This is a genomic window from Actinoplanes derwentensis (assembly GCF_900104725.1).
In the GTDB taxonomy this organism is placed as follows: Bacteria; Actinomycetota; Actinomycetes; order Mycobacteriales; family Micromonosporaceae; genus Actinoplanes; species Actinoplanes derwentensis.
In genome coordinates, this window is the sequence record NZ_LT629758.1 from 10,097,555 (window position 1) to 10,112,161 (window position 14,607).

Annotated in this window: 13 protein-coding genes; 10 read left to right on the forward strand and 3 right to left on the reverse strand. The window is 67.9% G+C overall.

Going from position 1 to position 14,607, the window contains the following annotated elements:
- Positions 1-15 precede the first annotated feature (15 nt).
- The 10 genes from BLU81_RS45150 to BLU81_RS45195 all read left to right on the forward strand — a co-directional run bounded on the left by BLU81_RS45150 (position 16) and on the right by BLU81_RS45195 (position 11,742).
- Positions 16-765 (forward strand): dienelactone hydrolase family protein, encoded by a 750-nt coding sequence (locus BLU81_RS45150; RefSeq protein WP_092555603.1) that lies wholly within the window; start codon positions 16-18, stop codon positions 763-765.
- A gap of 43 nt (positions 766-808) precedes the next feature.
- Positions 809-1,789, forward strand: coding sequence for a cupin domain-containing protein (locus tag BLU81_RS45155; protein ID WP_092555605.1), 981 nt, complete (start codon positions 809-811; stop codon positions 1,787-1,789).
- A gap of 26 nt (positions 1,790-1,815) precedes the next feature.
- Positions 1,816-2,916 (forward strand): alcohol dehydrogenase catalytic domain-containing protein, encoded by a 1,101-nt coding sequence (locus BLU81_RS45160; RefSeq protein WP_092555607.1) that lies wholly within the window; start codon positions 1,816-1,818, stop codon positions 2,914-2,916.
- Positions 2,913-4,511: a bifunctional 3-(3-hydroxy-phenyl)propionate/3-hydroxycinnamic acid hydroxylase gene (locus BLU81_RS45165; protein WP_092555609.1), complete on the forward strand. Its 1,599-nt coding sequence runs from the start codon at positions 2,913-2,915 to the stop codon at positions 4,509-4,511. The genes BLU81_RS45160 and BLU81_RS45165 overlap by 4 nt, the downstream gene beginning before the upstream one ends.
- Positions 4,508-5,617: a quinone oxidoreductase family protein gene (locus BLU81_RS45170; protein WP_092555611.1), complete on the forward strand. Its 1,110-nt coding sequence runs from the start codon at positions 4,508-4,510 to the stop codon at positions 5,615-5,617. The genes BLU81_RS45165 and BLU81_RS45170 overlap by 4 nt, the downstream gene beginning before the upstream one ends.
- A 16-nt stretch (positions 5,618-5,633) precedes the next feature.
- Complete coding sequence (locus BLU81_RS45175) at positions 5,634-6,773, forward strand: NAD(P)-dependent alcohol dehydrogenase (RefSeq protein WP_092555613.1); 1,140 nt, start codon at positions 5,634-5,636, stop codon at positions 6,771-6,773.
- Positions 6,770-8,206: an aldehyde dehydrogenase family protein gene (locus BLU81_RS45180; protein WP_092555615.1), complete on the forward strand. Its 1,437-nt coding sequence runs from the start codon at positions 6,770-6,772 to the stop codon at positions 8,204-8,206. The genes BLU81_RS45175 and BLU81_RS45180 overlap by 4 nt, the downstream gene beginning before the upstream one ends.
- 91 nt (positions 8,207-8,297) lie before the next feature.
- Complete coding sequence (locus tag BLU81_RS45185) at positions 8,298-9,704, forward strand: YhgE/Pip domain-containing protein (protein ID WP_092555617.1); 1,407 nt, start codon at positions 8,298-8,300, stop codon at positions 9,702-9,704.
- Between the two features lie 140 nt (positions 9,705-9,844).
- Complete coding sequence (locus tag BLU81_RS45190; protein ID WP_157752051.1) at positions 9,845-10,294, forward strand: MarR family winged helix-turn-helix transcriptional regulator; 450 nt, start codon at positions 9,845-9,847, stop codon at positions 10,292-10,294.
- A gap of 365 nt (positions 10,295-10,659) precedes the next feature.
- Entirely contained in the window at positions 10,660-11,742 is a 1,083-nt protein-coding gene (locus tag BLU81_RS45195; protein WP_231953835.1) for a lysylphosphatidylglycerol synthase transmembrane domain-containing protein, read from the forward strand.
- A gap of 189 nt (positions 11,743-11,931) precedes the next feature.
- Here the strand turns inward: BLU81_RS45195 and BLU81_RS45200 are convergent, their stop codons facing one another.
- From BLU81_RS45200 to BLU81_RS45210, 3 genes are all read right to left on the reverse strand, one after another.
- Positions 11,932-12,300 (reverse strand): ATP-binding domain-containing protein, encoded by a 369-nt coding sequence (locus BLU81_RS45200; protein ID WP_231953836.1) that lies wholly within the window; start codon positions 12,298-12,300, stop codon positions 11,932-11,934.
- Between the two features lie 189 nt (positions 12,301-12,489).
- Positions 12,490-13,050 carry a hypothetical protein gene (locus BLU81_RS45205; protein WP_092555623.1) on the reverse strand — a complete coding sequence of 187 codons (561 nt, stop codon included), beginning with the start codon at positions 13,048-13,050 and terminating at the stop codon, positions 12,490-12,492.
- Entirely contained in the window at positions 13,047-14,555 is a 1,509-nt protein-coding gene (locus BLU81_RS45210) for an RNA-directed DNA polymerase (protein ID WP_092555625.1), read from the reverse strand. The genes BLU81_RS45205 and BLU81_RS45210 overlap by 4 nt, the downstream gene beginning before the upstream one ends.
- Positions 14,556-14,607: the final 52 nt, after the last annotated feature.

Genomic DNA, 14,607 nt, shown 5'->3' on the forward strand with positions numbered 1-14,607 from the left:
ACTAAGGAACCTTTCATGGCCGACCCGAACAGCACCGCATCAGCCGCCACCACCGAGTGGGTCACCGTGCCGACTCCCGACGGACCGATGCGCGTGTACACCGCCCGACCCGCGGCTCCAGCCGACCGGGCCGTGATCGTGCTGCAGGAAGCCTTCGGCGTCAACGACCACATCCAGGACATCACCCGCCGGTACGCGGCCCGTGGGTTCCTCGCTGTGGCTCCCGACCTGTTCCACCGCAACGGCGTCGGCACCCTCGACTACCAGCAGCACGCCGAGGCGATGCCACTGATCGGCGCGATCGGGGTGGAAGCGGTCATCACCGACGTCGGTGCCGTGCTGGCCTACCTGGGCACCACCGAGAACATTGGGGCCGGCCGTACCGCTGTGCACGGGTTCTGCTTCGGCGGACGCGCCGCGTTCACCGCGGCCACCGCGATCCCGGGCCTGGGCGCCACCGTCGTGTTCTACGGTCCCGGCATCGCCGCTGGCCCGCACGCCGTCCTCGACCGTGCGAAGTTCATTGATGCGCCGATGCTGCTGCACGTCGGCGCGCAAGACCCGACCATCCCCGCCGACCAGGTCGCCGCGATCGACAAAGCACTCACCGACGCCGGGGTCGAGTTCGACAGCTACGTCTACGACAACGCCGGGCACGCCTTCGCCTGCGACGCGCGCCCCCACATGTACCACGCCGAGCCCGCACAACTGGCCTGGCAGCGCACCCACGAATTCCTCGAGCGGCACCTGCCGGCCGGCGCCTGACACACCCCGGGTCATCCACCACTCACCGAAGCGAGGTAGCCCGATGGCCATCGTGCAAGAAGTCGTCCAGGTCGTCTGCACCGACCAGCCGGAACGCACGATCGAACGCGACGAAAGCCACCTGTTGGCGGCGCCGCACACCAACCCGTTCCCCGTGAAACTCTGGCGCGACCACGACCTGCTGACAGTCGTACACGTCCCGCAGGAGTACACCGCGCAGCCGTTCGCCCCGCCTCGTGGCATCTACGAGAACACCCAGGTCCGCATCGAATGGCAGACCATGGACAACCGGCAGCCGTTCTATCACCGCAACTGCGACGTCGACGAGATCTCGTACCAGATCGCCGGCGAGCGGACCCTGATGACCGAACTGGGTGTCGTCGAGCACCGGCCCGGAGAATTCTCCCGGCTGCCGCGCGGAGTCGCTCACGACAACTACGGCCGCACGGAGAGCCACCTGCTCTTCTACACCCCCGCTCCAGCTCGGGAAGAGAGCCCCGCGGTCCGGCTGTCCGAGCCGGCCTTTCCCGCCTTCCCCGGATGGGAACCCAGCGCGATCAACGAAGCCGTCACCCAATGCCTGGGGACCCCGGGACACGACATCACCGTGTTCCCCATCGACGAACAGCGCCTGCTGGAGCAGGTCCATACCGAAGAGGAACGGCTGCAGGTGCTGCGTGGCACCCACGACGGTGTGAACTGGCTCTACCGTTCCGCCTACTTCCGGCTCGCGATGGTACGGCTGCCCGCCGTCGACGGCCGCATCTACTGGCGCACCCTGGACGCCGACGAGATCCAATACCAGGTCAGCGGCCACCGCACCCTGGTGACCCAGCGCGGGATCGTCGAGCTACAGCCGGGCGACTTCGTCCGTATCCCGCTGGGCATCGCGCACACCAGCATCAGCCACGCCGACACCGAGTACATCGCCCTCTACTCCAGCCGTGAGCTGCCTCAGATCGCCCCGAGTGCCAAGACCGCCGAACCGTACTCGCCGCAGCTTCTGGCCGCCCTGCGGGGCTGACCCCACCTGGTGAAGGAGACGAAACCATGACAGCGATGCTCGCCGCCCGAGCCCAGCAGGGCTCCACCGGACTGCACCTGGACAAGATCGAGATCCCTGAGCTCGGCCCGCAGGACGTACTGGTCAAGGTCGCCTCCGCCGGCCTGGCACCGGGAATGATGACGTTGCTGGCCCAGGGCGCGTTCAAACACCTGCCCACCACCCTCGGACACGAGGCTGCCGGCACGATCGCCGCAATCGGTGAGGCCGTCGACAGTGTCACGGTCGGTGCCAGGGTCCGGGTCCACCCCAACTTGAACTGCCGCGAATGCGGTTTCTGCCGCTCCGACCGGGACATGATGTGCCCGCAGCAGGCGATGATCGGCCACGCCGCCTTCGGCGAGACGCCCATGCCGTTGTACGACCGCTACCACGACGGCGGCCTCGCCGAGTACGTGCGCGTCCCACACTGGCTGGTCGACACCCTGCCCGACACGGTCAGCTTCGACGTCGGCGCCAAGATCCACGACCTGGCCAACGCGGTCCGCGCCCTCAAATGCGCCGCCCTGCCCAACGCGGCCACCCTCATCGTGACCGCCGCGACCGGAACGATGGGCACCGCCACCATCAAACTCGCCGCCCACTTCGGCGTGGCACGCCTGATCCTCGTCGGCCGTAACACCGAACGTCTCGACGCGGTCCGGGAACTGGCCGGCGATATCCCCACCGATGTCGTCGCCCTCGACGCTCTCCCGGGCGACTGGGCCACTACAGGAGGCCTCACCCGCGCCCTGCGGGCCCTGGCGCCGCACGGCGCCGACGCCGTCCTCGACTTCATCCCGGACGGGCCCGCCTCCACCCAGAGCCTGGCCGCGCTCGCCACCGGCGGCACCCTGGTCCACATGGGCGCCAACCGTGCCCCGCTCGCCCTGCCGTACATCGCGATCATGGTCAACTGCTGGCGGGTGGTCGGCACCCGCGCCTGCACCCGCACCGACGCCCGGGAAGTGCTCGACCTGCTCGCCGGAGGCGCTCTGATCATCGACGACCTGATCACCCACCGGTTCCCGCTGGCGCAGGCCGACGCGGCCGTCGCCGCCCTGCAGAGCCGCATCGAACCCATCTGGATGGCGGTGGTCACCCCGTGACCCAGGACCACCTGCCGGTGCTGGTCGTCGGCGGCGGCCCGGTCGGGCTGACCGTCGCCAACCTGCTCGGCGCAGCCGGGGTACCGGTCACGCTCGTCGAACGCAACCCGTCGACCAGCGACGAAGCCAAAGCGATCAGTCTCGACGACGAGTCGCTGCGCACGTTGCAGCGCGCCGGTCTCGCCGACGCCGTGCTCGACATCGTCGTGCCCGGCACCGGCACCCGCTACTACGACCGCAAGGGCCGCCCGCTGTTCCATGCCCGCGGACCGCAGCCCTACCGCAACGGCTACCCGTTCAAAAACCAGTTCGCCCAGCCCGAGCTGGAGCGGGTGCTGCTCGATGCCCTCAAGTCCCGGCCGGAAGTAGACGTCCGGTTCGGCACCGAACTGGTCGCGGTCCTCGACCGCGGCAGCGACGAGTCCGCAGCGGTCGTCGAACTATGCCCCACCGGCCAGCCTGCCGCCGCAGCCGAGACCCGGCGATTCAGCTGGGTGCTGGCCTGTGACGGCGGCCGGTCCACCGTCCGCGAACTGCTCGGCATCGACATGACCGGAACCAGCCACCACGAGGTGTGGCTCGTCGCCGACACCACCGGCGACGACCATGATCAGCGATACGGCATGCATCACGGCCGCCCCGACCGGCCCACCGTGATCGTGCCCGGCCGCAACGGCCGCTGCCGGTACGAATTCCGGCTGCAGCCCGGCGAAGGACAGAAGGGCCCTACCGACTTCGAGACGATCCGCCGGTTGGTCGTACCGTACCGGCAGATCACCGAGCAACAGGTCGAACGGTCCACCAACTACACCTTCAACGCGGTCGTCGCCGACCGCTGGCGCGACGGCCGGTGCCTGCTGCTCGGCGACGCCGCGCACATGATGCCGCCGTTCGCCGGCCAGGGTCTCAACTCGGGTGTCCGCGACGCCGCCAACATCGCTTGGAAGATCAACGAGGTCTGGCAGCAACGAGCCTCCGCACACCTGCTAGACACCTACGAGCAGGAACGCCTGCCGCACGCCACCGCGATGGTCAAGTACTCGGCGCAGCTCGGTGACGTCGTCATGACCACCAACCGTCGCCGAGCCCTGATCCGTGACCTCGCCGTTCGCGCCATGCTGACGGTCCCGGCCGGGCGCCGCTACCTGACCCAGATGCGGTTCCGGCCGGCAGCCCGGCAGCGCCAGGGATGCGTCTTCGACACCCACCAGCTGACCGGGACGTTGCTGCCGCAACCACGCGTGCTGCAACCACCGCGCCTGCGTCCCGTGCCGCTCGACGACGTACTCGGTCCCGGATTCGCCGTGATCGGCGTGCAGGTACCGGCTGCCGCCTGGAAGGCCTTCGACACCAGCGCCTGGTGGCGCGAACTCCCGGTTCCATTGCGCCGCATCGACGTGCTCTTCGACGACCGGCTACCCCGCGACACCGCCGACCGACTGGCGGTCGCGGACGCCGACGGCACCCTGGAACAGGCCCTGCACTCCGCCCGCGGCCGGTTCGTGCTGGTCAAACCCGACCGGTATGTCGCCGCGGTGATGAGCCCGGCCGACGTCGAGAAGACCGGCGCCGACATCTGGGAGGTGCTTGCATGACGACGCCGATCAGCACCACCGCAATCTGGGTACACGAACACGGCGGACCGGGCAACCTGATCGTCGAAAACCGTCCTCTGCCACCGATCGGACCCACCGACGTGCTGGTCGCCGTCGACACCGCCGGCGTCTCCGGCTGGGACCTCAAGTACCGGCGTGGCCTGCAGCACGGCACGAAACTACCCGGCCGTGATCCGTTCCCGATGCCGCAACAGCTCGGCCGCGAAGCCGCCGGAACGGTGGTGGCCGTCGGTACGGACGTCACCGCACACCGCCCGGGTGATCGGGTCGTCGCCGTCGTACATCCGGAGAACCCCTATGCGGCCGAGACGTATCGGGGGCTGGGCAACCTGTCGACCGGCATCGCCATCCCCGGACATCAGGCGCCCGGAGCGTACGCGGACTACCTGGTGCGCGACGAGCGGCTGTGGTTGCCGTTGCCTGATCACGTGGACCTCGAACAGGCCGCAGTCACGCTGTGGTCCTACGGCACCAGCCATCGGATTCTGCGCGATCGGCTGCGGGTCCGCGCCGGAGACACTCTGCTGGTGACCGGCGCTGGCGGGCCGATGGGCCTGGCCACCCTGCAACTGGCTGCGATCTTCGGTGTCCGGGCCATCGCGACCACCCGACATGCCGATCGCGCTGCCCGGCTGCGCGACGCCGGCGCAGACGATGTCATCCTCACCGTCGACGCCCACGCCGCCGCCGCGCAGATCCGCGAGCTGACCGGTGGCGTGGGCGTCGACCATACCGTCGACTATTCGACCAGTGCCGTCCTGCTGCGGCTCGGCTTCGATGCGCTGCGCCTGGGTGGCACCCTCTGCCCGGCGGCGGGGGAGCAGAACCCACCCGGGCCGATGCCGTTCACCGTCTTCGACATGACTCGCCTGGAGGCCGGCATCGTCGGTGCCCGTGGCGCCCGGCACGAGGACGCGCTGCGCGTGTTGGCGCTGCTGGGCGACGGGCGGCTGCATACGCCGATCGCGGCGCGCTTCCCGCTCACCGAGGCCGCCGCGGCCCACACGCTGATGGAGGACAGCACCGATGTCGTCGGCCGGATCGTCCTCAAACCCGCGGCGACCGCCACGACCTCAGCCGTCTGATCAAGGGAGAATCCACGTGCCCATCCCCACCACGGCGGCCATCGCCAGGCCCGGCGCGAACACCTTCAGCTGGGAGCCGATTCTCCTCGACGAACCGGGACCGGACGAGGTCCTGGTCAAGCTGGTCGCCACCGGGTTGTGCCACACCGACCTGTCGGTGCTCGCCGGGCGGCTACCGACGCCGCTACCCGCGATCCTGGGCCACGAGGGCGCCGGAATCGTCGAAGCCGTCGGTCCCGGCACCCAGAATCTGCAACCGGGCGACCGGGTCGTGCTGTCCTTCAACTCCTGCGGCCGGTGCGCCCGCTGCCGCATCGGTCAGCCCACCCGCTGCGACACCTACTTCCCGCGCAACTTCGGTGCCGCCCGGCCCGACGGGAGCAGCCCGGCGCGTACCGCTGACGGAACACCGGTCGGAGCACTGTTCTTCGGCCAGTCGTCACTGGCCCGGCACGCGGTGGTGTCCGCGCACAGCGTGGTCCGCGTACAACCGCGCGACGATCGTGAACTCGCCCTTCTCGCACCGGTCGGCTGCGGCGTCCAGACCGGCGCCGGCGCCGTGCTGAACCTGCTTCAGCCAGGGCCAGGCGACACCCTGGCGGTGTTCGGTGCCGGAGCTGTCGGTTTGTCCGCGGTGATGGCCGCCCGGCTGAGCGCGACGGCGACCGTGATCGCCGCCGACCGCGTGCGGTCCCGCCTCGACCTGGCCACCGAACTCGGGGCGACCCACACCATCGACACCGGCACGGAAGACCTCGGCAAACGTCTCGTCGACATCACCGGCGGCCGCGGCGTCACCTACATCGTCGAGACCACCGGCGTGCCCGCACTGCTGGAACTGGCAGCCACGGCCATCACGGCGTACGGCACCGTCGCCGTCGTCGGCGCACCGGCCGCGGGAAGCCGGGCCTCCTTCGACGTCAACGCCCTCATCGACGGGCGCACCATCCGCGGCGTCACCGAGGGCGGCTCCGACCGGATCACCTTCATTCCCGCCCTGATCGACCTGTTCCGGCAGGGCCGCCTGCCGTACGACCGCTTCGTCGAGCTCTATCCCGTTCAGCGGCTCGACCAAGCGGTCGATGATGCCCGTTCCGGGCGCACCATCAAACCGGTGGTCGTGTTCGACGACGAGCCGAGCGAGGCGAACCGATGACGCTTCCCTACGCACGCAACTACATCGGTGGGCAGTGGAGCGACGGCCACGCGGTAGGAAATTCTCATGCCCCGGCCACCGGTGAGGTCATCGGCACCTACGCCGACGCCGGCGCCGTGACCGCCGGCAACGCCGTCGCCGCGGCCCGGACCGCCTTCCATGACACCGCGTGGGCCGACGACCGCCAGATGCGTGCTCGCGCGCTGCTGGAGATGGCCGACCGGATGGACGCCCGCCGTGACGAGCTGGTCCAGCTGCTGTCGCGGGAGAACGGGAAGAAGCTCGCTGACGCGGCGATGGAGATCGAGTCCACGATCCCGAAGTTGCGTTACAACGCCGCCTTGGCGCTGACCGACGCCGGCCGGGCCGCCGAACTCGCCCCCGGCAGCTACTCGATGACATTGCACCAGCCCCTCGGCGTCGCAGCAGTGATCGTCCCCTGGAACTCCCCGGTGATCCTGGCGGTGCGATCGTTCGCGCCGGCGCTCGCCGCCGGCTGCACCGTGGCGATGAAGATGCCCGCGCAGACCGCGCTGACCAACGGACTGCTGTACGAGATCATCGCGGCGACCGAGAGCCTGCCGGCCGGCGTGGTGAACGCCTTCACCGAGTCCGGCAACGACGGCGCGCCCCTGCTGGTATCACACCCGGACACCGACGTGATCAGCTACACCGGGTCTACCGCTGTCGGGCGCCGGATCATGGCCGACGCCGCGAAGCGACTGAAGCCCTGCTCGCTGGAGCTGGGCGGCAAGTCACCGATGATCGTGTTCGACGACGCCGACCTCGATGTGGTCGTGCCGACCCTGACCGCTGCGATTACCACGTTTGCCGGCCAGTTCTGCATGGCCGGCAGCCGCATCCTCGTCCAGCGCGGCATTGCGGAGCAGCTGCGTACGCGGATGATCGCCGCACTGCAGGCGATCAAGGTCGGCCCCGGCGACGACCCGGGGACCGACATGGGCCCGGTGATTGACCGGGCGCAGGCGCTGCGCATCGACCGGATGATCGACGAGGCCGGCGAGTACGGCTCGATCCTGGTCCGCGGGGGATTGGCCGATCCCGCCGGGGCGGGCGCGTTCGTCCTGCCGGCCTTGATCGAGGTCGACGACGTGCAGGCGCCGCTGGTGCAGCGGGAAGTGTTCGGCCCGGTCGCCACCTTCGAGGTCTTCGACGACGAGAACGACGCGATCACGCGCGCGAACGCCACCGAGTACGGACTGGCGGCCTCGGTCTGGACCCGGGACGTGGACCGGCCGCTGCGGGTGGCCCGCCGCATCGATGCGGGAACGGTGTGGACCAACGGCTGGGGCGTCATCCGCGACCAGATGGAGGAGGGCGGCTTCAAACAGAGCGGTATCGGTCGCCTCAACGGGGTGCGTGCTCTCACTGAGTTCCAGGAGATCAAGCACCTGGTCCACACCGTGCGGTGACGACAGACGGGGGACGGCCGGCCCGAGTGTGCCGATACCCACAGTGATCGCGACTAGAAACTAGCTCTAGTGCTAGAGGTATATTTTTCTCATGCCGTCCCCCAATCACCGCCATGCGGCCACGCCGCTCACAGCACTGCGCTTCCTGCGCGCCCCCCGCACCTGGCTCCTGCCCACCGCACTGCTGTCGATCACCATCTTCGTGATCGCCATCGTGTTCGCGGGCAGCGTCGCCAACCCGCAGGCCGACCTGCGCGACGCACCCATCGGACTGGTCTCGCTCGACAAGGGCGCCCAGGTCAACGGCATCCAGCAGAACCTCGGCACGCAGGTGGTCGCCGGGATTGTCGCCCAGGAACAGCAGCCGCAGGACGCGGTCCTGTGGAAGACCTACGACTCCCTTGAAGCCGTCAAGACCGCCATCGGCAAGGACCAGCTGTTCGCCGCGGTCGTGCTGCCCGAGGACTACACCAGTCGCATGCTCTCTCTGGTCAGCGCCGCCCCGCAACGCCCCGAAGTGACCGTGCTTACCAACCACGGCGCCGGAAGCATGGCCTCGTCGATCGGCAACGAGATCGCCGAGTCCGCCGTTCGCGGCGGATCCGCATACGCCGCAGGAATCCTGTCGCAGCAGGCACAGAGCACCGGCGCGACGATCGCCGCCGCCAACGCCCTCCTGCTCGCCGACCCCATCACCATCTCCGAACAGCAGGGCACCCCGCTCGGCGAACGCACCGGTATGGGCATGACGGCGTTCTTCTACGCCATGCTGCTGATGATGATCGGGTTCCTCGGCGCCAACCTGATCAACGCCATGGTCGACGCCGACCTCGGATTCAACGCCTCCGACCTCGGCCCGGTACGCCAGGTCAAACTGCCGGAACTGATCAGCCGCCGCCAGACCCTGCTCGCCAAATGCCTGGTGATGGTCGCCGCAGCGGTAGTGGGCGCGACCGCCATCATCGCCGCCGGCACCCTGGCACTGAACCTCGACCTGCCGCACACCGCCCTGCTGTGGGTCTACAGCGTCGCCGGCATCAGCGCCATCGGCATCGGCACCCTGGTCGTCCTTTCACTGTTCGGCGCCATCGGCACCATCGCAGCCATGGTCTTCTTCGTCGCCGGCGCCATCCCGGTCTCCGGCGGAGCCGTCCCACTGCAGGTGATGCCCGCCTTCTGGCGCACCCTCGGCGAATTCGCACCCATCCGGGCACTCGTCGACGGCGTCCGCGCCATCATCTACTTCGACGCCCAAGGCGATGCCGGCCTGAACCGAGGCTGGGCCCTACTGCTCACCGGCCTACTGATCAGCCTGATCCTCGGCTTCGGCGGACTGACCTGGTACGACCGCAAAGGCATGCACCGCATCCACCCGCACGCGATCACTCGCATCCGGGAATTCCTGCACGCCGGCCACCACCTGCACCGGCCGGCCACCGAAGACGCCGCTCACGCGCCGGTGCTCGCCACGCCATCGGCGGCCCGGGGCCTCGACTGACCGGCCCCAGAACCGGTGACGCCCGGCTGCTGGACCGTCCCGTCCGAGGCGGCCGGGCGTCACCCACCCTTCAATCGACCGCTGCAGGCGACCTCGGCTGACACCGGCCCGGGCTTGCCCACTGGATAGAATGGCCGACCGTGACCGCTGCGGAAATGCCTGAAGAACTCACCCGGCTGGTCTGGACCCTTCACCGTCGACTCATCCAATCGCAGCGGCCCCCCACCGGCGAGAACGTGCGGCCGCCGGCTCAAGTAGAGCTGCTGCGCCTGGTGGCCGCGGAACCCGGAATCACCGTCCGGCAGGCGGCAGCAGCTTTGCGCATGCAGGCCCACAACGTCAGTAGCCTCGTCACTGTCCTGGTCAAGGACGGCTACTTCACTCGGGTCCCCGACCCCGCGGATCGCAGATATGTACAGCTGCACCCCACCGCGAAAATGCATGCGGCCACGCACGAGACGGACACAACTCTGTACGCCGGCGTGGCTCAGGCGCTGGCAGGCATGCCTGGCGATTCAGTGCGAATCATTACAGACGCACTTCCTGAGCTCTGGAAACTCGCCGAGAGGCTCGCGCCCTCACAAGACTGACACGCGATCGGCCCTCGGTGGGCTCCAATCCAATCAGGCTCCATCCTCGTCGGCGACCAATGGCAATGCGACACCGTTGGCGACTTGCCGGCTCCGCGCGCCGGTGGCCGATTTATTTAGCTAAGCGAGTCTTCAGAACCAAATGAGGTAAGGGTAGAACGGTCGATGGAGGCCGTCGCGGGAAATGTGGACCGGCGCGCACTGTAACCGTGAAGCTTAGATACATCGCAGTCTTTAGTTTATTCATTAAAATGCACAAAATTGCCAGCGTCTGCCCGGAGCATCGGCATCCCGCAGAACTGAGAACAAGCAGACGTCGCTGCGGCGAGCCGTCGTGCGCCGATCCGAAACACGAGGTAACGACCGTGTCCATCGAACCCACCACAGCCTCGGCGGGCACCCGGCACCGCCCGGCCGCCACGTGGATGCGGCGCGGTGCGGTAACGGCGGCGATCGTGCTGTTCACCGTTGAACTCGTGCTGGGCTGGCCGTCGCTGTCAGCAGCGCTGTCGCAGCTACGCGCCCCGCATCCGGGATGGCTCGCCGGCGCGGTAGCCGCCGCACTGGTCTCCATGGCCATGTACGCGCGCATGCAACGCCGCCTGCTTCTCTCCGCCGGCTTGCACGTCCCGCTCTACCGCAACGTCGCCCTCGCCTACGCCGCCCACTCCCTCAACGAGACCCTGCCCGGCGGCCCTGCGTTCTCCACCCAGTTCAACTACCAGCAGCTGCGCCTTTTCGGCGCCACCCCTGCCATCGCCACCTGGTGCATTGCGCTGTCCGGCATCCTGTCCACGACCGCCCTCGCCCTCATCACCGCCGCCAGTGCGCTGATCTCCGGCGGCACCCCACGGTGGTACAGCCTCGCCGCCTTGATCGCTGTCACAGCCGCCGTGGTGCCCGGCGTCCTGCACATCACCCGTCGTCCCACCACGATGGAAGCCCTGGCCCGAGCCGTTCTCACCCCCATCAACCGCCTACGCCGCCACCCGGACGAGTCTGGCCTCGACCGCTTTCGCGGCTTCATCAGCCAGCTCGGATCCGCACGGCTCACCGCCGGGCACGGCGCCGCCGCTGCCGCATACGCCGTTCTCAACTGGGCGCTCGACGCCGTCTGCCTGTGGGTGTGCTTCCGAGCAGTCAGCGACAACCCCATCCACCCCGCCCCACTCCTGCTGGCCTTCTGCGCGGGTATGGCCGCCGGAACCATAACCGTCATCCCCGGCGGACTCGGTGTGATCGACAACGCCCTGATCTTTGGTCTCCTCGCAGCCGGCATAGACACCGCCACCGCGATCGCCGCCGTCGTGCTCTACCGGATCATCAGCTTCGGCCTCATCATCGGAGCCGGTTGGATCACCTGGCTCTTCATGCGCCGCCGCACCTCAGCGCTCTCCCATCACAGCGCCATCCATCAAGTGCGCGAGCTGACCAATCGGTTCCAATGATGTCCTGAACCAGTTGAGCTTGCAGCCTTGGCCGCTGACGATCGCCCGACGCCGGAGCAGCACTACGGCACGGTGCCGCCGAGCCGGTCAACGGCTGAACGTTAGCCAGCAGCATAGGCAGGCCACCAAGGGGTAGCTTCTCGACCGCGGCACCGGCCTCGGACCGCCGAGCGACACCGTTGCACCGCATCAGACGACGCGTATCTGTCCGAGTTCCTGCGTGCAGCGGGTGAGCGCTACGTACAGGCCGTTCCAGCCGCGTGGTTCACCGGCGATACCGTCCGGATCGACGAGCACTGTCGCATCCCACTCCAGGCCCTTGAACTGAGTCGCCGTCAGAACCGGCACGCTGTTCAGCGCGGCCCGCAGGCCGGCGATGCGCGCCTCCGGCGCGATGACACCGACCGTGCCACTGCTCCAGCGCTGTTGCAGTCGCTGAACTGCTTGGACCGTAGCATCCGTGAGCGCCGTCGGCGTGACAGCGAGATCCCAGGGAACGATTCCGGAGGAGCGCACGGCCCGCGGTGGTGCATTGAGGCTGCCAGCCTGCCGCAGCACCGGACCAGTGAGAACTACACGGGACCGGCGCCGATCTGCGGAGTCCGGTTCGCGAGCGACACGACGTGCGGCATCACCTCGGATGCAGGCGGTCGGCCTCGGCATTGATGATGTGTTCCTGGTCAAGTTCGCTGGTCTGACTGCCAGCGCCGCTTTCGACGGTGAGGGAAGCCGATGCAAGGCACGGATTCAACCGTGGCGACGGCCGACTTGTGGATATGCGTCGAGGTCGGTGATGAACCTGCGGCAGACATCAGCGCAGCTCGCGAGGGACGCCGCGGTGATGACGACCATACCGTCGCGGACGGCGACTCCGGCGCCGCGTATCTTGCGAGGAACTCCTTTCTCGACCTGTTTGGCGGTGAAATGCCCGAGGCCGTGGGCGATGGCGTTACGAACGAGAAAGCATGCTTCGAGGCGGTCCCAACCCGGAATATCGTGTAGATCGATGTAGTGACGCTGTTTGAGGAAATTCGTGACCTGGCTCCAGCTGCCGGGCACCGGCCGTGCCGTGTCACCGTCGAGTTCTCTGAGTAGAGCCTCGCCGAAGATCTCGACGATGCTGATCATGCGCAGCCAGCAGGCGGCGCGCTCCGCTGCGATGCCGTCTCCCGCGGGGCCGTCGATGATGCGGTGCCGCAGGTGATTCCATTTATACCCAGCCGCCGCCATCGTGTGCCGGGTAAAGGTACCTATGATGTCCTCGAGCGCGTTCTCGGCGAGTTGAAGCTGAACGGGTTCCGCCGTCACGACGATGCCAAGATCGCCGCGTGCAGGCCACTGTCGTCGCGGATGGCGTCGTAGGTCTCGTCGGAGATGGTGCGGTGCCGGCGCAGCTCCAGGGCGCAGGCCAGGTACCAGTTCGCCAACGCCGATGGTTCCTCGTCGAGTGCGCGGACGACGTCCTGGACCTCGAAAAGGTTCACGGCTGCGAGAGCGAGGGCGGCCTCCGCACGGACGGTAGGTTCGTAGCGTTGCCCCCGCTGCTCTTTCACCCAGTCGGTGAACGGCTGCGTATCGGTCAGGCCGATTTCTCGGATCGTCCGGATCAGGCAGAGCCTCTGCCAGCCGCTGAGACTGACGTCCGTGGTGAGCGATTCGACGATGCCAGTCACCGAGGAATGGTCGACCGAGGCCATCGCCCGTAGATAACGTAGGACGTACGGCGTCGTCGACGGCACGAACGCGACGATGTGCTCCACTTTCGCCATCACCTCGACGGCGCGTGACTCCGTCGGGTCGGACAGTCTGATCAGTGCGTGCCGGATGCGACGGGTGGCGGCCCGGTCGGCCTCCTGTAGATGGATCGGCAGCTCGATGCTGCTTCCCGCAGCGACCTCCCGCGGTGTCACGGTGGAATTCAACGTGTCGATCGCCCACGTGGGGTCGATGTCTGCGGTGGCGTCGACGTAGTCAGGAACGTGGTTCTCCTGCCAATAGGTGATGAACGTTGGGGTGCGAGTCTTGGCCTCATTAAGCACCAACCCGTTGTCGCGGGCGGCCGTGGTGAGGTCGTCGAGGGCACGTTTGGTGTCCTCGAACGTCTCCGCTGCGATCCGGAAATCGTCGTTGTACCGCCAGGCCGGCCATTGTTTGCGGCGGATGGCGCGCAGTATCCGGCTTGCGTAGAGGTCGGAGAGCCGGTCTGAGGGTTCAAGAAGTTGAGGGATTCCGTATCGGCGTCCCTGCACCTCGAGCAGAAGGTCGAGCAGACACGCGATGCTCTCGTGGTCGCTGGTTCGCAGCAGCAGTTCCCGGCCGAGGATGTCGTGGTCGATGTAGTCGTAGAACGATGCGAGGTCGGCCTTTACGACGTACTGGACGATCGCGTCCTCGGGCTGGAATAGAAACAACGGGCTGCTACGTGTGTCCGAGCGACGGTATTGAGTCTCGGCGTACCGCAGCGGGGCGACAGCGAAGGCCTGGTATGCCTCGTTGTTGCGGTCGTTCTCGTGCTGAGCTTTCGTCATGAGCAGATCGGTCAAGGCCCGATAGGTGACCCGCTCGGCGAAACCCCAGATAGCCACCGGCCGGCTGCCCGTCTCCGGCTTGGCAACAGCGACCACGAGTCCCCGGCAGGTGGTTAGCCCCGACTGCAGTTGGCCGGCCAGCCATCTGGCAAATACCTCCGCGCCCTCCCTCATTTCGTCCTGACCCGGTGACGACGGCATCAACGCCTCGGCGGCCGTGGCTTCCCGTCTGGCGGCCTCCGCCAACTCGAGTTGGGCGAGGATCTCGGAGGGCACGGGACGCATGCCGGTATGAGAACACACGGATGACCTGACCGGCAGCCCTCACCCTCTGTCG